The following is a 22,627-nucleotide window of genomic DNA, read 5'->3' as shown; positions in this document are numbered from 1 at the left end:
AGGGTCGCCCGCACGGTAGAACGTGTTCCAGTAATTCGGAAGGGGCAGGCGCGCACGTCTTCCGCGCGCAGCCCGCCGGGCGATCTGAGAGGGTCGATCCATGCTGCGTACCGTCCGGGCGGTCGCCGGCCACTGGACCGCCGCCCTTCCCGTACTCGCCGTCGTCCTGCTCGCGCTCTCCTGGGGCCGTTCGCTGCCCGGCCCGGCCGTGGCCCTCGTGGCGTGCTTCCTGGCCGGCGCGGTGCTGGCGGCGGTGCACCACGCCGAGGTGGTGGCGCACCGGGTGGGCGAGCCGTTCGGGTCTCTCGTGCTCGCCGTCGCGGTGACCATCATCGAGGTCGCGCTCATCCTCACCCTCATGACCGACGGCGGCGACAAGTCCGCCTCGCTCGCCCGGGACACCGTCTTCGCCGCCGTGATGATCACCTGTAACGGCATCGTCGGGCTGTGCCTGCTGGTGGGGGCTCTGCGGCGGCGGGTCGCGGTGTTCAATCCGGAGGGCACGGGCGCGGCGTTCGGGACCGTGGCCACGCTGGCCGGGCTCAGCCTGGTCCTGCCGACGTTCACCACGAGCAAGCCCGGTCCGCAGTTCTCACCCGCACAGTTGATCTTCGCCGCGCTCGCGGCCGTGGTGCTCTACGGGCTCTTCGTCGCCACCCAGACCGTGCGACACCGGGACTACTTCCTCCCGGTGACCTCCGCCGGCACGGTGATCGACGAGGACGACCACGCCGATCCGCCCACCCGGCGGACGGCCCTGACCAGCCTGGGCCTGCTGGCCCTGGCGCTGGTCGGCGTGGTCGGGCTGGCCAAAGCGGTGTCGCCGACGATCGAGGCCGGGGTGGCCGCGGCGGGTCTGCCGTCCTCCGTGGTCGGCGTGGTGATCGCGCTGCTCGTCCTGCTGCCGGAGACGATCGCGGCGGTACGGGCGGCCACCCGCGACCGCGTGCAGACGAGCCTGAACCTCGGGCTCGGCTCGGCCATGGCGAGCATCGGTCTGACCATTCCCGCGGTCGCCCTGGCCTCCATCTGGCTGAGCGGCCCGCTCGTCCTCGGGCTCGGCGCGTCCCACATGGTGCTGCTCGCCCTCACCGTGGTCGTCGGCACCCTGACGGTCATCCCGGGACGCGCGACACCCCTCCAGGGCGGCGTCCACCTGGCCCTGCTGGCGGCGTATCTGGTGTTGGCGGTCAGCCCCTAGCCGCTCTCGGGCGGGCGGGCCGGGACGGGCCTGGCGCCCGCCCGCGCCTTACGGAGCAGCGCGTCCGCCGCGCCTCACGGAGCGGGCGGCTCGTCCTTCATGTCCGCGCGGTCCTGCGTACGGCTCTGCGCGGGGTCCTCCGTGCGCGTCCGGCCGGAGTGGCGCCGCAGGTGGAAATGGGGGCCGTGCGGCATGTGCGGGGTGTGCTCATGGCGCTCGGGGCGGGACTGCGGCGCGGTCTCCGCCTGGAGGGCCCGCTCCGCCAGCCCGACCGGCACCGCGTGCACCCGCCGGCTCTCGCAGTGCGGGCAGACCGGTGAGGTCAGCGGGGAACGCACCCGGCGCCCTTCGATGCGGTACGCCTGGGAGCGCTGGCCCGCGGCGTCGGTGACGATCATGATCTCGTAGGTCTGCTTCCAGGCGTGTCCGCATCCGGTGCAGCTGAATGCGTACGTCTGCCGCAGGTCACCCGGTTCGGCCATGGCTCGCTCCCTTGTGGCCGGCGCGCCGCGCCCGGCGCAGCCGCTCCCAGGCAGCCATCATCACGCGCCCGGAGGCGTCCCGCAACGCTCGCGACGCGCCCGCTGTGCCCTGATTGCGGCGGTTCCCCGGAGGCCGCCCCGCCGCTGCCCCCGGATCCAGCGGCCAGTACCTTCTCCTCGACCGAGGGAGACGAGGACACGATGCGGTATACCGACGGCCCGGCGGCCGAGTGCGCGATACGGATCGCGGCGGCCGCGCCGCGGGTCTGGGAGCTGGTCAGCGACATCGGGCTGCCCGCCCGGCTGAGCCCCGAACTGCACCGCGTGGAATGGCTCGGCGGCGCCACGGCGCCCGCGCCGGGCGCACGCTTCACTGGACACAACCGCCACCCGAAGATCGGCGAGTGGCGGACCGTCTCGGAGATCGTGATGGTCGCCGCCGAGCGCGAGTTCGGCTGGGCCGTCCTGGACACCGGCGGCCGGTTCGGCGCGCCGGTGGCGGACCCCGCGCAGCCCCTCGCGACCTGGCGCTTCGTCCTGGAGCCCGCCCCCGGCCACGTCCTCGTACGGCACTCGGTACGCATCGGCCCCGGCGCCTCCGGGCTCAGCGTCGTCATCGCCCGTATGCCCGACCGGGAGGAGCAGCTGATCGAGGCCCGCCTCACCGAGCTGCGTACCGGTATGGAGGCGACCCTGAAGGGCATCAAGGCACTCGCGGAGGGCTGACTCGCGCCGGTAGATTTGCTGCGATTTGCACGCATTCCCGCCCGGGTACTCGCCGTCCGCTCCTGAACCGAAGCACATCGGGACCGACCGGGAGGCCGTACATGCGGGACAGAGAGCCGCAGGACCAGACGCCCACGCCCTCGCAGGCGGAGGGCGAGGACGAGGACCGCGACAGGGAGCGGCGCGAGGACCGCTGACGCGCCGCCGCGGCCCGACCCAATGTGGTGCTCCAGGGCGGTGAGTTGAGGAAGACCGGCAGGCAAACGCAGGTATGGAAGTACTGGCGGAGGGCGACGATCCGGAGGTCCAGCCGCCGCGCCTGAGCGACCTCGTCATCACACCGCCGAGCCGAGAGCCTGTGTCATGACCCCGGTCGGCACTCGACCCGCAGGAGATGCGATGCGCCACTGGAAACCGGGCACGCGGCGGCTCCTCGCAGGGGCCTTGGCCGCGTCCGCCGGGGTCGCCGTCCTCGCCGGTTTTCACCGTTCTTCCGGAGACGGTGACGGGGCCGTCGTGAAGCGGCCGACGCGGGCCGAACGGGAGTCGTGGATGTCGGAGCAGGAGCTGCGGGAGGTTCTGCGCAGCGACGGGCCCAGGGAGTTCAAGTAGGGCGCGGGCGGTTACTCGACGGCCTGGTACACGGCGACGGCCTGTGCGCCGTGTTCGGAGGAGAACAGGCGGTTGTCCGTGTAGTTGCCGTTCGAGTCCTCGTAACGGTGACTGTTGGCGCCGACGATCTGCGGCGCGCTGACCAGGTTCTTGACCATCGGGCCGCCGGACGCGCCGCCGCCCATGTCGCAGTCCATCTGCAGGCGGTCGTCCAGCGGGTTCCACTCGGAGGCGTCCACGGTGTCACCGGCGCAGTACATCTGGTCCTCGCCGCTGAAGTCGCTGTTCGGCCGGTTGTAGCCGCTGCCGGGGTAGCCGAGGGAGAAGACGAGGTCGTTCTCCGGGGAGTTGGAGCGGAACTCGTACCCGTAGGCGCCGACCTCGTCCTGCACGTAGCCGCGCTGCGCGTCCTTCTTGACGACCATGGCGCCCATGTCCGCGTAGCGGAAGTCCGGCTCGTCGATCCACTGCTGGGGCACGACGGAGTAGTCCTTCACCCACCCGCCGTACGAGGCGTCACCGCCCTTCGAACCGGGCAGGAAGAGGCTGTTCTTGGTCCAGCCGCCGCTCTTCTTGTCGTAGAGGCAGTGCGCGGCGGTCCACAGCGTGGAGCGGTTCTCGTGCGTGATGACGGACGCCGTGCACTGTGCGGGCTTGCCGTTGGCCTGCTGGAACAGGAGGAGTCCGGTCTGCCGCCACGGCCACCGCTTCGGGAACGGGGTACGCAGCGACCGGGACAGCTCGGGGTCGGCGGCCGCCCGCGCGTTCTGGTCGGCGCTCCTGGTGGCGCCCTTCGGGAGCGTCGGGCCGGCGGACATCGACACATCGGGCAGGTCGGCGCCGTCGGTCGCGGTTCTCTGATGCTGTGCGGAGGGCGCGTGGGCGGCTCCCCCGTCGGCCGGGTGGGCCATGGCCTCGGCTCTGCGCTCGGGGGTCCAGTAGGCGCGTACGGTACTGGGCTTCGCGGTGTCGCGGTCGACCTGTACTCCGGGGAGGCGGGTGCCCTCTCCCGTACCGGGCCCGGCGGCCTGCGCGGTGCTGCCGAGGGCACCCAGTAAGGCTGAGGCGGCCATGGCAGCGACGGTGATCCTGATGCTTCCGGCTGGTCTCATGCCGCGAGGAGATCACGCACGCGTGTTGTCATGAACGGGGCAATAACGGCAGGGCTCATTCCGCCCGAATTCTGGCCGACCACCGGGGGTTGACAGTGCCGGACCGGGGACGGAGGGCCGCTCTCCCACCGTACGCGAACGTGCCCGAGGCCGCTCAGAAGAGTCAGAAGAGACCGCAAGCCATCCCCATGGATTCACGCACCGCTGCGGTTCCTCTGCAATCCGTCACCGAACACCGGAATTCCGTCAGCAATGCATCAGGATGCGTACGTTTTTCCGCTCCAGCGGGCACATGGTTTCTGGCGCGCCCCAGAGGACCCCAGATCCTCAAGGAGGAAATGCCATGTCGGACGTCTCATCGGCCGAAGAGCCGGAAGCTCGTGGCCAGGGCCGGGCGGGAGCACTGTACGTACCCGTCCGGCCCGGGCCCGCCGGATACGCGGCCCGTCTGTTCCGTACGCCGCTCGGCGAACGTACCGCCGTCGGCTTCACCACCCTGCACCAACTGGTCAGCACGCTCGGCCCCGGCCAGGCGTGGATCAAGCTCTCGGAGCCGGCCCTGCGGGCCCTGACCACCCCGCTGGGCATCACACGTCTCCTGCTGAACCCCGCGCTCGCGGCCTCCACCGCGACACCGAGCGCACTTGCCGCGGCCCCGCGGCTCCCTCTCACCATCCGGCGCGGCGGCGCCCGGAGGCGCTCGGAAGTGACCACGACGCTGCCGAAGCGCTCGGAAGTGGCCACGGCACTGCATGCCATCGCCATCCGGCAGCATCTCGTGAAGACCGGGACCGTCGGCGCGAAGACCGCGTAAGGACGGCGTCCGGCCGGTCAAGAACGGATGACACCTGGGCCCGCGGGCCCGCCGGGCCCAGGTGGCCATGCGGATGCCGGGCAGCGGACCGGCTTCGGTAAGGTCGACCGCGGAGGTTTTCACTGTGACTGCGCGGCGACGGGCCCGGGCAGCAGGCGCCTGGGCGCACCTGCTGCTCGTCGTGGTGCTAGCGCTCGGCATCTTCGTCATGCACACGCTGGGGCATCCCGAGGGGTCCTCGCATGGGCACGACGAGATGGCCCCGGTATCGGTATCGGCATCGGTACAGGCGGTCCATGCGTCGCCCTCCTCCCACGAGCCCTCCTCTCACGAGCCCTCCTCTCACGACGGTACGAAGACGTCGTCGCACAAGCCCGGCATGGGGATGGACATGACCTCCCTGTGCGTGGCGATCCTCGGCGCTGGCGTACTCATCGGGCTCCTCCGGGCCACGCTCGGCAGCCGGGCCGACTGGCTGGTGCGACTGCGCGCCGGCCTCATGGCCGCCCTGCGCCCGAACGCCCCGCCGCCCCGGCCGGACCTCACTCAGCTGTCGATCCTGCGGATATAGGCCGAACCGCCGCCGCGGGCGCGCTTTTTGCTGCCCGCACGCATCGTTTTCGACCTTTCCGCAGAACAGACAGACGAGGTTTTCGCATGACCACCATCAAGCGCAGTGTGCGCCGCCGTGCCCAGATCCGCCGTATCGCTCTGGTGACCACCGCCGTCACTGCCGGGCTGGTACTCACCGCCTGCGGCAGCAGCAACGACACGGGCAACTCGCAGCACCACGGCGGCAAGGCCTCGGCGACGGCCACCCCCGGCAAGGAGAACCCCGCCCCCGGGCAGTTCAACGACGCGGACGTGATGTTCGCGCAGATGATGATCCCCCACCACCAGCAGGCAATGGAGATGTCCGAGCTGGCCGACGGGCGCGCCAAGGACGCGGAGATCAAGGAACTGGCCACGGAGATCGCGAAGGCCCAGGGCCCGGAGATCAAGAAGATGCACTCCTGGCTCACGGCCTGGGACAAGCCCGAGTCCCCCAGCAGCACGCCCGGCATGGACCACGGTTCCGGCGGGATGGAGCACGGCTCCGGCGGGACGCATGAGATGGCCGGGATGATGACCGGTAAGGACATGAAGGAGCTCAAGGCCGCCAGCGGCACGGAGTTCGACAAGAAGTTCGCGCAGATGATGATCGGTCACCACGACGGTGCGATCGAGATGGCCAAGGACGAGCAGAAGAACGGCAAGAACGCCACGGCCAAGAAGCTCGCGGACGCCGTGGTCAAGGGCCAGTCCACCGAGGTCGAGCAGCTGAAGAAGATCCTCGACCGGCTCTGAGCCGGCCGGCGCCCGGTGGCCCTCCGGCGGGTTCTCCCGCGGAGGGCCACCGGGCAGCCATCCCGACTCGCCACCACTCGCTCGTCCACATCCACGGACAGCAGGACGGGCCCGTGCCTGGCGTACGACCGCGCCCTGGCCCGTAGCACCCCAACCAGGCAAGCACCCGGCCTTCCCCAGCGGACCACCGCGGCCCTCACTTCCATCCAGCCCACCGCCGCCCCGCGCCGGCAGCGCTGAGCAGCACCGCCTCTTCGTTCCGGAGCTCCACCCTCCCCACCACCGACATCCCCGACGGCGACCTCTACGTGACGCCCATCCACCTGGCCGGAGGCCGGCCGTCGCTACTACGGCCGCCGAACAACGCAGAGCCGACCGGAGAATGACGCCACCCAGGCGGCGTCACCGGCTGATGTCACTGAGATCCCATAACCGTTGATCGGCTGACACCGTGGGCGGGGCCTTCCGCCGGGCTGAGATATCGGCAGGCGATTACGGAGGATGTTGTGTGCCGTGCGGATGTGCGGTCGGTAGTGGGGCGGAATGGGGAGCGACGGGGCCCACGCAGCGGGGGGCGTTGCGCGGTAGCTTGAAGGCGTACCGTGAAGCCTTTCTCGCGATGAACGTGTCGGCTTCCGGCGGCCTCGCCGAGGAGGCGATCGTGTATGCCGCCAGCGGGCCTGTCTGCGGTCCCGTTTGACCGCGCGATCTCCACTCGATCGCCAGCACACTGGATGTCTGTCGTTCCCGCCGTCGGCTGGGGGCGGCTGGGCTGCGGGAGGTGCGCTGCCGGAAGAAGCCCGCCGTGGACCTGCTGTATGCAGACGAACTGCTGGAAATCCGTCCTACCGTCGCCCCGTACGGACTGGCGCTGTCGGGAGATGTGGACGCGAGCAACCAGGCAGCGCTGGCACGCTGCCTGCTCAGCCTCAACGGAACCGGCGCGGACCTCACAGTCGACCTGCACGAGGTGCGGTTCATCAGCTTCCCCGCACTGCACGTGCTGGTCGCCTTCGCCCATGCCCTGGAGCCCGGGCGGCGGCTGGTCCTGCGCACCGGCGCTCCGATGGTCGGCCGGATGCTGACGGCCTGCGGCTGGGACGAACTGCCGGGCCTCCACATGACGGTGATGGAAGAAGACTCCGATGCCTGATGTATCCGGGCTGCCCGAACCGCCGGGCGCCCACCATGTCGTGCTCTACGACAGCGACGCCCAGTTCCTGGCCGCCGCCCTCCCGTTCGCCCGCGCCGGCCTGGCCGCCCGGGAACCTGTGTTCATTGCGACCGGCCCGGGCAACGCCAGCCTGCTCCGCCGGCACCTGGGGCAGGACGCCGGGCAGGTCGACTTCGCCGACGCCCGCACCTGGTATCACAGTCCTGCCAAGACCTTGCTGGCCTACCACGACAAGGCCTGCGCCGCGCCGGGTGGCTCCCGGGTGGTGGGAGAGGCGGTGTGGTCGGGGCGCAACGAGGATCAGGCCCGCGAGTGGACCCGCTACGAGGCGCTGCTGAACCTGGCCCTGTTGGCAACCGGCGCCAAGCATCTGTGCCCTTACGACACCCGCGTCCTGCCGGAGATGGTGTTGCGGGCCGCGCGGCTGACCCACCCGGGTCTGGCAGCCGGAGCGGACTACTGGTCCAACCCGGCCTACGTCGACCCCGAACAGTTCAGCGCTGCCTGCGACACCGCACCGCTGCCCGCCCGCCCCCGCAGGGCCCAGGCCCGCGCCTTCCACGGGAACGAGGACCTGGCCGGGCTGCGGGATTTCACCAACCGCCGGGCCCGTGCCGCCGGCCTGCCTCCCACCCGCATCGACAACCTGCTGATCTGCGTGGATGAGGCGGCCGCCAACACGGTCCGGCACGGCGCCGGGCACGGCACCTGCTGGATCTGGACCACCCGCACCGAAGTACTGTGTGAGATCAGTGATCCGAAAGGCACGTTGAACGCGGCGATTGTGGGCTACCTGCCGCCCAGCGTCAGCCAGCTCAACGGCCGCGGCATGTGGATCATCCGCCAGCTCTGCGACAGCGTCGACATCCGCACCGACCACCGCGGCTCCCGCGTACGCCTGCACCTCGACCGCGACCCCGATGTCACGCCGCCCGGAACCGCACCTCCAGCCTGAACACCGGCCCGGCGTGAAGAACTGGTTCAGGTGTGCACGGTGGTCCATACGGTAAGAGCGCAGCGCTCGATGGCCTCGAAGATGTCCGCCTCGGTTTCCTGCTGCCCTTCGGGCAGCTCCGGCCAGTCCGCGACGTGCGCGTACGGATGTAGCGGGCGTCGTCGGCGCCGCGCTCGTCTCCCCGGCGAAGTAGGTGAAGAAAACGTCCCGGCCCTGGACGCCGTACTCGCCGGTGGCGACTACGTCACGCCTGAAGCTTTCCCACATGATCCGTGACCTCGATCGCTGTGGGGTCGATACTGAGGCTGAACGGCTCCGGAAGGGGGCGGCGCAGGGCTTCGATGGTGACTGACGCCACGTCAGGAAAGTCAGCATCGGGTCGGCACCAGCCCCGCCAGAAGCCGCTTCGGAGCGACCTGGACCGCCAAGATCGAGAGCTGGGCATACCTACCGCGACCTGCGGAAACACTACTCAGAGGCCTTTTAGTCTCACCAGGAGGTACCCGTGAAGATGCTGATGAACGTGCCGGAGAGTGTGGTTGCGGACGCTTTGCGGGGGATGGGGGCTGCGCATCCGGAGCTGGTGGTGGATGTCGAGGGGCGGGTGGTCGTACGGCGGGACGCGCCGGTGGCGGGGAAGGTCGCGCTGGTGTCCGGCGGTGGGAGCGGGCACGAGCCGCTGCACGGGGGGTTCGTCGGACCCGGGATGCTGGACGCGGCATGTCCGGGCGAGGTGTTCACCTCCCCCGTACCGGATCAGATGGCGCGCGCCGCGGCGGCCGTGGACAGTGGCCAGGGCGTGCTGTTCATCGTGAAGAACTACACCGGTGACGTACTGAACTTCCAGATGGCGGCAGAGCTGGCGGAGGACGAGGGAGTACAGGTCGCCAGCGTGCTCGTCAATGACGATGTGGCGGTGACGGACTCGACGTTCACGGCGGGGCGGCGCGGGACGGGGGCGACGCTGTTCGTGGAGAAGGTGGCCGGTGCGGCGGCCGAGGAGGGACAGCCGCTGGAGCGGGTCGAGGCGATCGCCCGTCAGGTCGTGGAGTCCTCGCGGAGTTTCGGGGTCGCACTGAGCGCCTGTACGACGCCGTCGAAGGGCAGCCCGACCTTCGATCTGCCCGCCGGTGAGCTTGAGTTGGGGATCGGGATCCACGGCGAGCCGGGGCGCGAGCGGCGGCCGATGATGACCTCGGGCGAGATCGCGGACGCGGCTGTCGGCGCGATCCTGGACGACTGGCGGCCGGCGGGCCCGGTGCTGGCGCTGGTCAACGGGATGGGCGCGACGCCGCTGCTGGAGCTGTACGGGTTCAACGCGGAGGTGCAGCGCGTGCTCGACGAGCGCGGCGTGCCGGTGGCCCGTACGCTCGTCGGCAACTACGTCACCTCGCTGGACATGGCGGGCGCCTCGGTGACGCTGTGCCAGGCGAACGAAGAGACGCTGCGCCTGTGGGACGCGCCGGTGCAGACGCCCGGGCTACGGTGGGGGCGCTGACCTGCCCGTATCGATGACGCCCGGAACGTCCGACGACTTCCCGGACGGCCGACTTCCCGTATCCCCGCACCCGTACTCGTACTCTCACTCGTACTCGTACCGCGATCTCAGGAGCAGCACGTGACCGAAACGGCCCTTGATGCCGCGCTCTTCGTCCGCTGGATGCAGGCTGCCGCCGCCCTGGTGGACCGGGAGGCCGAGCGCCTCACCGAGCTGGACTCCCCCATCGGCGACGCCGACCACGGCAGCAATCTGCAGCGCGGCTTCACCGCCGTCGCCAAGGCCCTGGAAGCGGAGCCGCCGGTGACGCCCGGTGCCGTACTGACCACTGCGGCGCGGCAGTTGATCTCGACCGTGGGCGGCGCCTCGGGGCCGCTGTACGGAACGCTGCTGCGCCGTACGGGCAAGGCGCTGGGCGACGCGCCCGGCGTGACCGCCGAGGAACTGCGCGCCGCGCTGCGCGGCGGCGTCGACGCGGTGGCCCAGCTGGGCGGCTCGGCAGTGGGCGACAAGACGATGCTGGACGCGCTGGACCCGGCGGTCGAGGCGCTGGGCACGTCGTTCGCCGCCGCTGCCGAGGCCGCCGAGAAGGGCGCGGTGGACACCACGCCGCTGCAGGCGCGCAAGGGCCGGGCCAGCTACCTGGGCGAGCGCAGCATCGGCCACCAGGACCCGGGGGCGACGTCCTCGGCGTTGTTGTTCGCGGCACTCGCGGAGGTGACGGCGTGAGCGCGGAGGCGGCGGCCTGCGACGGGCCGGACGCGCTGGTCGGCATCGTGCTGGTCTCGCACAGCGGGCCCGTGGCCGAGTCGGTCGCCGAGCTGGCCGTGGGCCTGGCGGGCGGCGGCGCGAAGGCACCGGTCGTGGCGGCGGGCGGCACGCCCGACGGCGGCCTCGGGACCAGCGCCGAGCTGATCACCAAGGCGGCCCGTACGGTCGACCGCGGCGCGGGCGTGGCGGTACTGGTGGACCTGGGCAGCGCCGTCCTGACGGTCAAGGCCCTGCTCGCGGAGGGCGACGAACTACCCGAGGGCTCCCGCCTGGTGGACGCGCCGTTCGTGGAGGGCGCGGTGGCCGCCGTGGTCACCGCGTCGGCCGGCGCGGACCTGGACGCGGTGGCCACGGCCGCGGGAGAGGCGTACTCGTACCGCAAGGAGTGAGCGGCCGTGGACCTGACGGCCCTGTCACGCGACTCGCCTGACAGGGCTGTCAGGAGCGTCATACCGTGCTCGCATGACGACGACGGTGACGGGTGGGGCGGACTTTGCGGCGCCGAGCACGGAGCGGTACTTCGAGGACTACGTGCCGGGGGCGGTGTACACGTACGGGAGCATCACGCTCACCGAAGAGGAGATCCTCGACTTCGCGCGGCGGTTCGATCCGCAGAGCTTTCACACGGATGCCGACGCGGCGGCGGACGGGCCGTTCAAGGGGCTGATCGCGAGTGGCTGGCACACGAGTGCGGTGATGATGCGGCTCTACGCCGATCACTTCGTGAGCAAGGTGGCGAGCCTGGCGTCGCCCGGGGTGGACGAGCTGCGCTGGGTGCAGCCGGTGCGGCCGGGGGACGCGTTGTCGATCCGTACGACGATCCTGGACGCACGGGTGTCCCGGTCCAAGCCGGACCGGGGCATCGTGCGGACGGGGATCGAGGTGCTCAACCAGCGGGGCGAGCCCGTGCTGACGATGACGGCGATGAACTTCTTCGCCCGTCGGCCCAGGGCCTGACGGCAGGCACTAGCGGCTCTCCAGACGCAGCGTGACCTCCTCCTCCTGGTCACCCGCCGCCGTACCGGCGACCGAGACGACGAAGGCGGGCAGCAGGGCCTTCCGGAGCTCGTCCACCGCCTGGTAGCCGCCCTGCAGCGAGATCATGCAGGGGGCGGAGAGCTGGGTGGGTCCCGGCATGTCGCGGGGGTGCTTCACCTCGAAGGTCGCGGTCCACACACTCGGTCCCGCCCCGGACGTCTCGTGGGGCACGTCGTCGGCCGCCCGGTCGGAGGCGAAGGACGTCCGCAGCGCGCCGAAGATGGCCGCTGCGTCCTCCGGCCTGCATCCGCTGCACTCGACCGTGACCTCCGCCGCGTGTTCCGCCTGCGTCTCTTGGTGCGCGCTGTCCACTGTGCAACCTTCCTGTTCGAGCCGTACGCGGATACCGTCCCCTTCCAGGCTCACCCCGCGGCATCGCGTGTGCGACCGGAAGGGGAGGGTGGCTCTCGCATTGTCACTCGCCCAGCGGTACGAGGGCGAACACCCCGCGCTCCCGGGCGTGCTGCCCGGCATGGCCGCGGGCCGCACACCCCGCCCGGGAAGTGTGGGGCGCGGCCACATACGCGGCGTGGGCAGGGCTTCCTACCGTGTGGCGACATCGCACCGCCTGTCCCGTCCGCCTTCCCGGTCCGGAGTGAGACCATGTCCGCCACAGCGCACGTTCCACCCACCCCAGCCGGTCTGCGGCGCATCGTCGCCGCCAGCCTGATCGGCACCACCGTCGAGTGGTACGACTTCTTCCTCTACGGGTCGGCCGCCGCGCTGGTCTTCAACAAGCTGTTCTTCCCGGAATCCGATCCGCTGGTGGGGACGCTGCTGTCGTTCCTGACGTACGCGGTCGGGTTCGTCGCGCGGCCCATCGGCGCGCTGGTCTTCGGGCACTACGGCGACAAGCTCGGCCGTAAGAAGCTGCTGGTGCTGAGCCTGCTGATGATGGGCGGGGCGACGTTCGCGATCGGGCTGCTGCCCACGCACGCCACGATCGGCTCGGCGGCGCCGCTGCTGCTGACGCTGCTGCGGCTGATCCAGGGCTTCGCGCTGGGCGGCGAGTGGGGCGGCGCCGTACTGCTGGTCAGCGAGCACGGGGACGCGCGGCGGCGCGGCTTCTGGGCGTCCTGGCCGCAGACGGGCGCGCCGGCCGGGCAGCTGCTGGCGACCGGGGTACTGGCGGCGCTGACCGCGCTCCTGCCGGACGCGGCGTTCGTGTCGTGGGGCTGGCGGGTGCCGTTCCTGCTGTCGGGCGTGCTGGTGCTGGTCGGGCTGTGGATCCGGCTGTCGGTGGACGAGTCGCCGGTGTTCAAGGCGGCGCTGGCGCAGGCGGCGGCGCGCAAGGGCGAGGAGCGGGCGGCCGAGAAGCTGCCGCTCGTCGCCGTCCTGCGGTACCACTGGCGGGACGTACTGATCGCGATGGGCGCGCGGATGGCCGAGAACATCTCGTACTACGTGATCACGGCGTTCGTCCTGGTCTACGCCACCACCCACTCCGGGCTGTCCCAGCAGACCGCGCTCAATGCCGTACTGCTCGCTTCCGTACTGCACTTCGCGGTGATCCCGGCGTGGGGCGCGCTCTCGGACCGGATCGGGCGGCGCCCGGTGTACCTCATCGGGGCGCTGGGCGTGGCGGCCTGGGCGTTCCCCTTCTTCGCCCTGGTCGACAGCCGGAACTTCGGGCTGCTGCTGCTCGCGGTGACGGTCGGGCTGGTCTTCCACGGGGCGATGTACGCGCCGCAGGCGGCCTTCTTCGCGGAGATGTTCGCGACGCGGATGCGGTACTCGGGCGCGTCGATCGGCGCCCAGTTCGCGTCGGTCGCGGCCGGCGCGCCGGCCCCGCTGATCGCCACCGCCCTGCTCGCGGACTACGGCAGCTCCACGCCGATCTCCCTGTACGTCATGGGCGCGGCGGTGCTGACGCTGATCGCGCTGTACGCGGCGAAGGAGACTCGGGAGCGGGACTTGGGGGCGATCGAGCCGGGGCGGTCAGTGGTGGAGGAGGGGGCGGAGGCGGGCTGAGCGGTGGGGTGGGAGGCGGTGTCTGTGCCGCCTCCCGGCTGTGGATAACCGGGCGGCTGTCAGGGGGGCGCGGTACTTTCGGGGGGTGTGTGGTGGAGGTGGGGGAGGGGCCTCGCCACCGGTGGGGAGCTCTCCCAGTGGATGGGGAGAGGGAGGGGCCCTGCCAGGGAATCTAATCTCCGAGCGCCGCCGACAACTCATGCAGCCGCAACGCCAATTGAATCTCCAACGCCCGCGAAGGCGACTGCCAGTCCGGCCCCAGCAGCCGCCCGATGCGGTCCAAACGCTGGGCGACCGTGTTGACGTGTACGTGGAGGGCGTCCTTCGTACGAGCCGGGCTCATGCCGCTGTCGAAGTACGCGCGCAGGGTGCGCAGCAGGTCCGTGCCGCGGCGGGCGTCGTAGTCGGCGACCTCCCCGAGTGTGCGGCGGACGAAACCGTCCACGTCCCGGCCGTCGGCCAGCAGCAGGCCGAGGAAGCCGAAGTCCTCGGCGGCGGCGCCCTGTCCGGCGCGGCCGAGGACCCGCAGCGCCTCGCGGCAGCGGCGGGCCTGCGCGTAGGCGGCGGCGACGGCCGCGGGCGCCGCCGCCGGGGCCGGTACGGGCGCGGAGGCGCCGACGGTGACCGGCGCCTGGACGGCGGCGCCGAGCTGGCGGGCGGCGCGCCGGGCCGCCTGGCCGGGCTCGCCACCACCCTGGTCACCACCGCCGCCCTGGTCCAGCGGCAGTAGCAGGACCACTCCCGCGTCCCGGGCGGCGGCCAGGCCGTGCCGGGTCGCGGCCAGGTGGGAGGCGGCCGACCACAAGCGCTGCCGGGCAGTGGCCCCAGCACCTTCCGGGCCCGCCGGGACGCCCGGGCCACCGGACCGACCAGCGCCATCGCCCGCTACCGGCCCCGGCCCGCCCCCGCCCTCGCAAGACGGGTCCTCAATCCGTGCCGCGAGCACCACGTGCGGTACGTCCAGGTCGGCGGCGACCCGTGCCGCGCGTTCGCGGAGCAGTCGGGGGTCGCGGTCCGGGGCTTCCAGCAGGTCGTCGAGGAGTTCGCCGCGTACTCGTTGCTCGGCCTCGCCCGCGGTGCGGCGGGCGAGCAGCAGCAGGGAGGTGACCATGGCGGCGCGCTCCAGGGTGCGCTGGTCGACGGGGTCCAGGCGGGGGTGGCCGCGCAGTACGAGCGCGCCGAGCACCTCGCTGCCGGAGCGGACGGCGGCCACCCAGTCGTCGCCGTCGCGCACCGCGTGGCCGTCGGCGCGGGAGCAGCGCTCCAGGGCCTCGGCGGGCACCCGCTCGGCGTCGGTGAACTCGACCGTGCCGTCGAGTACTTCGGTGACGGCGGCGGTCACGTCCTGTACGCCACCGCCGCGCAGCACCAGTTCCGCGAGCCGGTCGTGGATGTCCGAGGCGCGCTCGATGACGCCGCTGCGGTCGCGGATGATCTCGTTGGCGGCCTCCAGCTCGGTCATCGCCTTGCGGGTCTCGGCGAGCAGGTTGGCGGTGTCGATGGCGACGGCCGCGTGTGCGGCGTGCGCGGAGAGCAGGGCGATCTCGGCGTGGTCGAAGACGCGGACCCGGCGGTCGGCGGCGAAGAGTACGCCGATGACGCCGCTGCCGAGCTTCAGCGGCACGCCGAGGATGGCGACCAGCCCCTCGTCCCGTACGCCCGTGTCGATCGCCCGGGTGTGCTGGAAGCGCGGGTCGTCGAAGTAGCTGTCGGTGACGTAGGGGCGGGCGGTCTGCGCGACCAGGCCGCCGAGCCCCTCCCCCATGCCCAGCCGCAGCTGCTGGAAGCGCGCGGAGACCGAGCCGTCGGTGACCCGCATGTACGTGTCGCCCTCGATGGGGTCGTTGAGGGTCATGTACGCGGTCTCGGTGCCGAGGAGGGAGCGGGCCCGCTGGACGATGGCGCGTAGTACGGCGTCCAGGTCCCGGAGTCCGGCCAGGTCGTGCGCGGTCTCGTACAGCGCGGACAGCTCGGCCTCGCGCCGCCGCCGGCCCTCCAGCTCCGTACGGACGCGCAGTGCGAGCAGCTTGGCGTGCTCCAGGGCGGCCAGCCGCTCGGCGGAGGCGCCGGCGGCGCGGGCCCGCAGCACCGCGCGTTCGAAGTCCTCGGCGGGCGCGCCGGTGGCGAGCAGGTCGAGGAAGGGGGTCTCGGCCGGTTCGGCGGACGGCTCGGCGGGCTGCTGAGGTGGCATGGCTCCAGGGATACCTCCGGTACGCCGCGACGCGCCAGCGCCGGAGGCGGCATCCCCCGAGGTCAGTGCGCCGTCCATCCGCCGTCCATGGCCAGCGAGGTGCCGGTGATGAACGATGCCTGCGGGCTGCAGAGGTACGCGACGGCGTCGGCGACCTCGGCCGGCTCGACCAGCCGCTTCACGGCGGAGTCGGCGAGCAGTACTTCGGTGAGCACCCGCTCGGCGGGGATGCCGTGTGCTTCGGCCTGGTCGGCGAGCTGCTTCTCGACGAGCGGGGTGCGGACGTAGCCGGGGTTGACGCAGTTGGAGGTGACGCCGTGCTCGGCGCCCTCCAGGGCGGCGACCTTGGAGAGGCCCTCCAGGCCGTGCTTGGCGGCGACGTAGGCGGACTTGTAGGGCGAGGCGCGCAGGCCGTGCACGGAGGAGATGTTGACGATGCGGCCCCAGCCCTGGGCGTACATGTGCGGCAGGGCGCCGCGCACCAGGCGGAAGGGCGCCTCCAGCATGACCTTCAGTACGGTCGCGAAGACGTCGGGCGGGAATTCCTCGATGGGGCGGACGAGCTGGATTCCGGCGTTGTTGACGAGGATGTCGGCGCCCGCCGCGGTCTCCTCGGCGGCGTCCAGGTCGGTGAGGTCGAGGGTGATCCGCTGGAGCGTGCCGGGCAGGTCCGCCGCCTGCTTCGCGAGCCGGGCGAGCCCGTCGCCGTCCCGGTCGAGCGCGCGGACGGTGGCGCCGGCCGCGGCCAGCCGCAGCGCGCAGGCGGCGCCGATGCCGCTGGCCGCGCCGGTGACGAGTGCGGTGCGGCCCCCGAGGTCGGGCGCGTGGGCGGGGCCTGGTGCAGAGATGGCGCTCATGGGCGCCACCCTAAGCAGGGCGGTGCCCCGTACCGATGTGGGGCGGGACCACAAGACGCCACCTGAGCATGTGCGCGGGCCCCTCAGCGGACGCCTCGGGGGCGGAACTGGATGCTGATGCGGGGGCCGACCGGGCGGGCCGTTTTGGGGATGGCGTGGTCCCACGTGCGCTGGCAGGAGCCGCCCATGACGATCAGGTCGCCGTGCCCGAGGGGGCGGCGGACGGTTGCCGCGCCGCCGTCCCGGGGCCGCAGGACCAGCGCCCTGGGCTCGCCGACGGAGAGGATCGCGACCATGGTGTCCTGGTTGCGGCCGCGGCCGATGCGGTCGCCGTGCCAGGCGACACTGTCCTCGCCGTCGCGGTAGTAGCACAGTCCGGCCGTGCGGAAGGGCTCGCCGAGCTCGGCGGCGTAGTGGGCGCTGAGCGCGTCGCGGGCCTCGGCGAGCACCGGGTGCGGCAGCTCCTCGTCCTCGCCGTAGTGGCACAGCAGCCGTGGCACGTCGACGACGCGCTCGTACATCTGGCGCCGCTCGGCGTGCCAGGGGACCGTGCCGACCAGCTCGTCGAAGACCGCGTCGGCGCCGGTCAGCCAGCCGGGCAGGACATCGATCCAGGCGCCGAGTCCGAGCTCCGTGCGTGCGAGTCCGGCCAGAGAGCGCAGGCCGATCTCGTCGGTCCCGGCGAAGAGGGAACTCTGGAGATGCGTGGTGGCCATGTGACCAGCGTACGCCGTGTTCGAATTTTTGTACGAATACCGTCTACCGGTCAGCTATCGCGGAACACCGCCGCCAGCTCCCCCCGCGACCGCACCCCGACCTTCGCGTACACGTGCGTGAGGTGGTACTGCACGGTCTTCACCGACAGGAACAGCTCCGAGGCGACCTGCCCATTGCTCATCCCGCGCGCGACCAGCCGGGCCACCGCCCGCTCCTGCGCCGTGAGCCGGGAGAAGTCCTCCGTGCCGTCCCGCTTCAGCCCGCCCGCCTGCAGCTCCCGCTCGCAGCGCTCGACATACGTGCGCGCGCCGAGCAGTACGTACGCCTCCCGGGCGTTCTGCAGCAGCGCGTCCGCCTCCTTGCGCTTGCCCGCCCGGCGCAGCGTCTGCCCGTACGCGTAGCTCACCCGTGCCCGGTCGTACGGCAGCGGCAGGTGCTCCAGGTGGGCCAGCGCGCCTTCGAAGTGGGCGCGCGCGGTGTCCAAATCGCCCTCGGTGCCGGCGATCCGGCCGCGTACGTAGCCGAGCCTGGCCATCGTGGAGCGCTGGCCGCGGTCGGCGGCCAGCTCCTCGAAGGGCCGCAGGAACGCATCGGCCTCGGGCACGCGGTTGGTCATCACCAGCGCGTTGGCGTAGACGTCCTGCCAGGGCCAGAAGCCGGGCTCGTCGATGCCCGCGCGGTGGCGGAGGCGCAGGACGGGCTCCAGCGCCGCGGTCACCCGTTCGTACTGGCCGCGGGCCTCGGCGACCTGGGCGCGGGCCAGGCAGGCCGGTACCACCATCGCCTCGTAGTGCTGCATGTCGGCCGTGGCCTGGCGGGCGTGGTGGTGGGCGGTGGGCCAGTTGCCGCGCAGCGCGTGGATCTGGGCGCCGGTCCAGTGCACGAGCGGGCGCAGCAGCTCCATGCGGGCCTCGGAGACCTGCGCTGCGGCCCGGTCGGCGGTGCGCAGCGCGTCGGACCAGGCGCCGAGCGCGAATTGGGTACGGGCGAGCCAGGCCTGGGCCCACAGGGAGATGCGCAGGGAGCCGCCGCGGATGCCGGTCGGTACCGCGCCTTCCAGTTCGCGGCGCGCCGCCTCGGGGTCGTCGAGGGCCAGGTCCATCCAGCCGCGGCCCATCTGTACGCGCTGGGACTGGGCTCCGCTGGAGATCCGGGCGAGGACGTCGTCGTAGGCGTGTGCGGCCTCCTCGGGGCGGCCCATGGCGGCCAGCCCGAGGCCGAGAATGGCCTCCGATTCCACGGCCGAGGGCTCCATCGGGCCGACCAGGTCGACGGCCTTGCGCGCCCAGTGGACGAGCTCGGCGGGGTGTGCGCGGCCGAGCGAGTGCAGGACGCGGCGCTGGCAGATGGCGGCGGCGAGCGCGGGGTGGCGGGCCGGGTCGCAGCGTTCCCAGGCGTGCGTCAGATACACCTCGGCCTCTTCGGGGCGGCCGCGGGTGATCGCCAGATAGCCGAGCACGGAGTCGCGCAGGGCGCTGGGCGGGAAGCTCTCCAGCTCGGCGGCGAAGGTCTCGGCCTGCGGCCGGTCCCCCGCCCCGACCAGCGCGTCCACGGCGCGCAGCAGCCGGTCCCTGCGGGTGGCGCGGGCCGGGCTGAGCCGGCTGGCGGCCACCAGCGCGCCGGCCACCTGTGACCAGGCGCCTTCGGCGGCCCGGTCGGCGGCGAAGCGGTCCAGGTCGTCGGCGAGCTCGGCGTCGGCGGCGGGGGTGGCGGCGACCCGGTGCATCAGGCGGCGGCCGTGGTCCTCGACGGTCTCGGCGGCGCGCCGGTGCAGGTCGCCGCGTTCGACGAGGCCGAGCGCGCCGTGCACGGCGGCCCGTACGAGGGGGTGCGGGAAGGTGAGGAGGGTGAGTCCGGGGCCGTCGGCGCGGGTCAGCAGCCCGGCGGCGCAGGCCTCGTCGACGGCGGCGAGCGGGTCCGCGACGCCGGACAGCTCGGCGGCCTCCGCGAACGGCACCGACTCCCCCAGCGCCGAGCACGCCTCGATGAGCGCACGGGCCTGGGCGCCGCAGCCGTCGAGGCGGCGCTGTACGGCGTGGGCGTACCGGCGGGGCGCGGGCAGGGCCGGCTGCCAGTCCCGCCAGATGCCGGGCGGTACTTCTTGCAGCAGGTCGGTGATGTGCAGGGGGTTGCCGCGGGTGTGGCGGCACAGGATGCGCGCGGCGGCGAGCGAGAGGTCGATCCGGGCGGCGCTCCAGGCGAGGCCCTGCACGTCCTCGGGGGTGAGCGGGCCGAGGCGCAGCGCGCTGTCCCGGTAGGCGGCGAGGAAGTCCAGCACCTCGACCGGCAGCTTGTGCAGCTTGTCGTCCGCGGCCAGCAGGACGACCAGGACCTGCTCGGTGGACATGCGGCGGACGGCGGAGGCGACGGCGCGCAGCGAGGCGGCGTCGGCCCAGTGTGCGTCGTCGATGACGACGACCAGGGTGTCCTGGCCGCGTCGCGCGTTCCAGATCTCGTGGAGGCGGTGGCCCGCTGCCACCGGGTCGAGTTCCGGTACGAGCGTGGCGCCCGCGGCCTTGGCGAGCTGTTCGGCGACGCCGAGGTCCAGGCCGTTCTCCCAGCGGACCCCGTTCGCGCGGTCGACGCGGACCGACGCCTGCCCTTCGAGGAAGTGCTCGACCAGGGCGGTCTTGCCCATGCCGGAGGCCCCCTCGACCAGGACGATCGAGGGGTGTCCGGCGCGCGCCGCGGCCAGCAGACGGTCCAGCTCGGCCAGCTCGCCCTGCCGGCCCGCGGGGCCCCGCCGGCCCGTCTCGCGGGCGCCGTCCGGAGGGGAGCTCGCGCCGTCGTGATCGTCCATCGTGTTCACATTAGCGGCCTCGCACGGCGCTCAGCCCTGGTCGCCACCGGCCACCGGCAGCACGGATCCGGTGATGTAGGACGCCTCGTCGGAGGCCAGGAAACAGATCGCGGCGGCCTGCTCCGCCAGCCTCCCGTACCGCTTGAGCAGCGAGGACTCCACCGTCTGGTCGACGATCTGCTGGTACCAGGCGCGCTCTTGCTCGTCGGCCGCCGCGGGGCCGCGGGCGACCCGGCGGGGCGGTGCGTCGGTGCCGCCGGGCGCGGTGGCGACGACGCGGATGCCGTACGGGGCGGCCTCCAGGGCCAGCGCGGAGGTGATGCCGTTGACGCCGCCCTTGGCCGCGGCGTACGGGACGCGGTTGACGCCCCGGGTGGCCACCGAGGAGACGTTCACGATCGTGCCGGAGCGCTGCGCGATCAGGTGCGGGAGCGCCGCGTGGCAGGTCCACAGCGTCGGGAAGAGCGAGCGCTGCACCTCGGCCCGGATCTGCTCGGGCGTGTAGTGCTCGTACGGCTTGGCCCAGATGGTGCCGCCGACGTTGTTGACCAGGACGTCGATCCGGCCGCCGAGCGCGCGGTGCGCTTCGGTGACGGCCTGCTCGGCGCCTTCGTACTGCTCCAGGTCGGCGGTGATCCCGTAAGCGGTGGCACCGTCCTTGACCAGCTCCGCCGCCACCTCGTGCACGAGCTCCGCGCGGTCCACGAGGGCGACCTCGGCGCCCTCGGCGGCCAGCCGGCGGGCCACGCACTCGCCGATGCCCTGGGCCGCGCCGGTGACCACGGCCTTCTTGCCGGCGAACCGGCCGGGGAAGTGGGTCATCGGGCGGCGCCCGCGAGTTCGGCGGCTCCGGTGGGAGCGAACTTCTCGTTGTGGAAGTGGGCGGGCGTGACGCCCTGCTCCCGCAGATACGTCCGCACACCTTCGACCATGGGCGGCGGCCCGCACACGTACACGTCCACGTCACCGTCGTGGAGATGCTTCGGCTCCAGCCGCTCGGTCACGTACTCCTTCACGCAGTAGTCGTACGTGAAGCCGGGGATCACCGCGGCGTAATCGGCGAGCGTCTCCAGGCGAACCAGGTCGCGGTCGGACGAGACGCCGTACACCAGGTGGACGGGGTGTCCGGGCGGCTGTGTGGTCAGCTTCTCCAGCATCGACAGCAGCGGGGCGAGTCCCGTGCCGCCCGCCAACAGCAGTGCGGGGCGGGCGAGTTCGCGAAGGTAGAAGCTGCCCATCGGGCCGGTGAAGTCGATCCGGTCGCCGACCCGGGCGCGGTCCCGCAGATAGCTCGACATCGCGCCGTCCTCGGTGAGGCGGACGAGGAAGGAGACCAGGCCCTCGGCGGGTCCGTTGCTGAACGAGTAGGACCGGGTGACGTCCGTGCCGGGCACGGCGATGTTGACGTACTGGCCGGGGAGGAAGGCCAGCGCGTCGCGGTCGTCGAGTTCGAGCGTGAAGGCGACGGTCGTCCCGGACAGGTGCTCCAGCGCGACGAGGGTGGCCCGATGAGCGGCGGCGGCCGTCTTCGCGGCGTCCGACGTGGTGGGGATGCGGAGCACCAGGTCGCTCTGCGGGGTCATCTGACAGGGCAGCGCGTACCCCTGCGCGGCCTCCTCGTCGGTCAGCGCCTCCTCGATGTAGTCGCCGCCGTCGTAACTCCCGCTCTCGCACAGGGACTTGCAGGTGCCGCAGGCGCCGTCGCGGCAGTCGAGGGGGATGTTGATGCGTGCCTTGTACGAGGCGTCGGCGACGGTTTCGTCCGGTCCGCAGCTGACGAACCGCGTGATGCCGTCTTCGAAGGCCAGGGCGACCTGATAACTGCTCATGGTGAACTCGCTTCGGGGGAAGGGGGGATCAGATGTGGTAGATGTCGACCACGTGGTGGATGCAGTCGTTCTTCAGCACGACCTTCTTCCTGGTGATCAGCGGCGTCTCCCCCGAGAAGTCCACCGTGTAGAACGAGGTCCCGAAGTACGGGTCGATGTGCTGGTAGCGGTAGTACAGCGTGTGCCAGTTGAAGCGGATGTCGATCTCGGCGCCGCGGCGCTCGACGACCTCCACATTGGCGATGTGGTGACCGGTTCGCGGCTCCGGAAGGCTGGTGGCGCTGGAGCGGTCCGTGCGGATGCGGAAGACCCGGTCCTCCAGGCCGCCGCGGTTGGCGTAGTAGATGAGGGAGATCTCGGTCTGCGGGTCGCGGGTCAGCTCGTCGTCGTCCGCCCAGGCCGGCATCCAGAATTCGACGTCCGGGTGGTAGCACTCCAGCCACTTCTCGAATTCACGGTCGTCGAGGTAGCGGGCCTCGCGGTAGAGGAACTGGCGGATGTCCTCGACGGAGACATCTGTGGTGGTCGTCAT

General features: G+C 72.0%; 22 protein-coding genes. 12 read left to right on the top strand and 10 right to left on the bottom strand.

Features of this window, described 5'->3' with window-relative positions:
- Positions 1 to 100 precede the first annotated feature (100 nt).
- The gene (locus AB0I82_RS22100; RefSeq protein WP_363259028.1) at positions 101 to 1,201 is read left to right on the top strand and encodes an ionic transporter y4hA; all 1,101 of its coding nucleotides are present in this window, start codon (positions 101 to 103) and stop codon (positions 1,199 to 1,201) included.
- Positions 1,202 to 1,275: 74 nt separating this feature from the next.
- On the opposite strand, the gene AB0I82_RS22095 is transcribed toward AB0I82_RS22100, so the two are convergent.
- The gene (locus AB0I82_RS22095; RefSeq protein WP_363259027.1) at positions 1,276 to 1,683 is read right to left on the bottom strand and encodes a hypothetical protein; all 408 of its coding nucleotides are present in this window, start codon (positions 1,681 to 1,683) and stop codon (positions 1,276 to 1,278) included.
- Positions 1,684 to 1,884: 201 nt separating this feature from the next.
- Between AB0I82_RS22095 and AB0I82_RS22090 the strand changes: the two genes are divergently transcribed.
- Entirely contained in the window at positions 1,885 to 2,409 is a 525-nt protein-coding gene (locus AB0I82_RS22090) for an SRPBCC family protein (RefSeq protein WP_363259026.1), read from the top strand.
- Positions 2,410 to 3,032: 623 nt separating this feature from the next.
- Here the strand turns inward: AB0I82_RS22090 and AB0I82_RS22085 are convergent.
- On the bottom strand, positions 3,033 to 4,094 hold the full coding sequence (locus tag AB0I82_RS22085) for a hypothetical protein (RefSeq protein WP_363259025.1): 1,062 nt from the start codon (positions 4,092 to 4,094) through the stop codon (positions 3,033 to 3,035).
- A gap of 382 nt (positions 4,095 to 4,476) precedes the next feature.
- Here AB0I82_RS22085 and AB0I82_RS22080 point away from each other — a divergent pair, with 382 nt between their 5' ends.
- From AB0I82_RS22080 to AB0I82_RS22040, 9 genes are all read left to right on the top strand, one after another.
- Positions 4,477 to 4,947 carry an SAV_915 family protein gene (locus tag AB0I82_RS22080; protein ID WP_363259024.1) on the top strand — a complete coding sequence of 157 codons (471 nt, stop codon included), beginning with the start codon at positions 4,477 to 4,479 and terminating at the stop codon, positions 4,945 to 4,947.
- A 124-nt stretch (positions 4,948 to 5,071) separates the two neighbouring features.
- Positions 5,072 to 5,518: a DUF6153 family protein gene (locus tag AB0I82_RS22075; protein ID WP_363259023.1), complete on the top strand. Its 447-nt coding sequence runs from the start codon at positions 5,072 to 5,074 to the stop codon at positions 5,516 to 5,518.
- Positions 5,519 to 5,604: 86 nt separating this feature from the next.
- A complete protein-coding gene (locus AB0I82_RS22070; protein ID WP_363259022.1) occupies positions 5,605 to 6,294 on the top strand; it encodes a DUF305 domain-containing protein in 690 nt (229 codons plus the stop codon).
- An 805-nt stretch (positions 6,295 to 7,099) separates the two neighbouring features.
- Complete coding sequence (locus tag AB0I82_RS22065) at positions 7,100 to 7,447, top strand: STAS domain-containing protein (RefSeq protein ID WP_363259021.1); 348 nt, start codon at positions 7,100 to 7,102, stop codon at positions 7,445 to 7,447.
- Positions 7,440 to 8,423, top strand: coding sequence for a sensor histidine kinase (locus tag AB0I82_RS22060; protein WP_363259020.1), 984 nt, complete (start codon positions 7,440 to 7,442; stop codon positions 8,421 to 8,423). Before AB0I82_RS22065 ends, AB0I82_RS22060 begins: the two co-directional genes overlap by 8 nt.
- 505 nt (positions 8,424 to 8,928) lie before the next feature.
- Complete coding sequence (gene dhaK, locus AB0I82_RS22055; RefSeq protein WP_363259019.1) at positions 8,929 to 9,921, top strand: dihydroxyacetone kinase subunit DhaK; 993 nt, start codon at positions 8,929 to 8,931, stop codon at positions 9,919 to 9,921.
- A gap of 162 nt (positions 9,922 to 10,083) precedes the next feature.
- Positions 10,084 to 10,650 (top strand): dihydroxyacetone kinase subunit DhaL, encoded by a 567-nt coding sequence (gene dhaL, locus AB0I82_RS22050; protein WP_363259095.1) that lies wholly within the window; start codon positions 10,084 to 10,086, stop codon positions 10,648 to 10,650.
- Positions 10,647 to 11,081 carry a PTS fructose transporter subunit IIA gene (locus tag AB0I82_RS22045; RefSeq protein ID WP_363259018.1) on the top strand — a complete coding sequence of 145 codons (435 nt, stop codon included), beginning with the start codon at positions 10,647 to 10,649 and terminating at the stop codon, positions 11,079 to 11,081. Before dhaL ends, AB0I82_RS22045 begins: the two co-directional genes overlap by 4 nt.
- Positions 11,082 to 11,154: 73 nt before the next feature.
- On the top strand, positions 11,155 to 11,649 hold the full coding sequence (locus AB0I82_RS22040; protein ID WP_363259017.1) for a MaoC family dehydratase: 495 nt from the start codon (positions 11,155 to 11,157) through the stop codon (positions 11,647 to 11,649).
- 9 nt (positions 11,650 to 11,658) lie between these two features.
- Here AB0I82_RS22040 and AB0I82_RS22035 read toward each other — a convergent pair whose 3' ends face one another.
- The gene (locus AB0I82_RS22035; protein ID WP_363259016.1) at positions 11,659 to 12,042 is read right to left on the bottom strand and encodes a hypothetical protein; all 384 of its coding nucleotides are present in this window, start codon (positions 12,040 to 12,042) and stop codon (positions 11,659 to 11,661) included.
- A gap of 291 nt (positions 12,043 to 12,333) precedes the next feature.
- Between AB0I82_RS22035 and AB0I82_RS22030 the strand changes: the two genes are divergently transcribed.
- Positions 12,334 to 13,701, top strand: coding sequence for an MFS transporter (locus AB0I82_RS22030; RefSeq protein WP_363259015.1), 1,368 nt, complete (start codon positions 12,334 to 12,336; stop codon positions 13,699 to 13,701).
- Positions 13,702 to 13,873: 172 nt separating this feature from the next.
- Here the strand turns inward: AB0I82_RS22030 and AB0I82_RS22025 are convergent, their stop codons facing one another.
- The 7 genes from AB0I82_RS22025 to benB all read right to left on the bottom strand — a co-directional run bounded on the left by AB0I82_RS22025 (position 13,874) and on the right by benB (position 22,627).
- The gene (locus tag AB0I82_RS22025) at positions 13,874 to 15,892 is read right to left on the bottom strand and encodes a helix-turn-helix domain-containing protein (protein WP_363259014.1); all 2,019 of its coding nucleotides are present in this window, start codon (positions 15,890 to 15,892) and stop codon (positions 13,874 to 13,876) included.
- A gap of 62 nt (positions 15,893 to 15,954) precedes the next feature.
- Complete coding sequence (locus AB0I82_RS22020; protein ID WP_363259013.1) at positions 15,955 to 16,749, bottom strand: 3-hydroxybutyrate dehydrogenase; 795 nt, start codon at positions 16,747 to 16,749, stop codon at positions 15,955 to 15,957.
- A gap of 83 nt (positions 16,750 to 16,832) precedes the next feature.
- The gene (locus tag AB0I82_RS22015; RefSeq protein WP_363259012.1) at positions 16,833 to 17,465 is read right to left on the bottom strand and encodes an alpha-ketoglutarate-dependent dioxygenase AlkB; all 633 of its coding nucleotides are present in this window, start codon (positions 17,463 to 17,465) and stop codon (positions 16,833 to 16,835) included.
- A gap of 50 nt (positions 17,466 to 17,515) precedes the next feature.
- Positions 17,516 to 20,266 (bottom strand): AAA family ATPase, encoded by a 2,751-nt coding sequence (locus AB0I82_RS22010; protein ID WP_363259011.1) that lies wholly within the window; start codon positions 20,264 to 20,266, stop codon positions 17,516 to 17,518.
- A gap of 30 nt (positions 20,267 to 20,296) precedes the next feature.
- A complete protein-coding gene (locus AB0I82_RS22005; RefSeq protein ID WP_363259010.1) occupies positions 20,297 to 21,088 on the bottom strand; it encodes a 1,6-dihydroxycyclohexa-2,4-diene-1-carboxylate dehydrogenase in 792 nt (263 codons plus the stop codon).
- Positions 21,085 to 22,095 carry a benzoate 1,2-dioxygenase electron transfer component BenC gene (gene benC / locus AB0I82_RS22000; RefSeq protein WP_363259009.1) on the bottom strand — a complete coding sequence of 337 codons (1,011 nt, stop codon included), beginning with the start codon at positions 22,093 to 22,095 and terminating at the stop codon, positions 21,085 to 21,087. Before benC ends, AB0I82_RS22005 begins: the two co-directional genes overlap by 4 nt.
- A 28-nt stretch (positions 22,096 to 22,123) precedes the next feature.
- Complete coding sequence (gene benB / locus AB0I82_RS21995) at positions 22,124 to 22,627, bottom strand: benzoate 1,2-dioxygenase small subunit (RefSeq protein ID WP_363259008.1); 504 nt, start codon at positions 22,625 to 22,627, stop codon at positions 22,124 to 22,126.

It is taken from the genome of Streptomyces sp. NPDC050315, from assembly GCF_040655775.1.
GTDB lineage: Bacteria > Actinomycetota > Actinomycetes > Streptomycetales > Streptomycetaceae > Streptomyces.
This window is presented reverse-complemented; position numbering and strand designations above follow the sequence as displayed.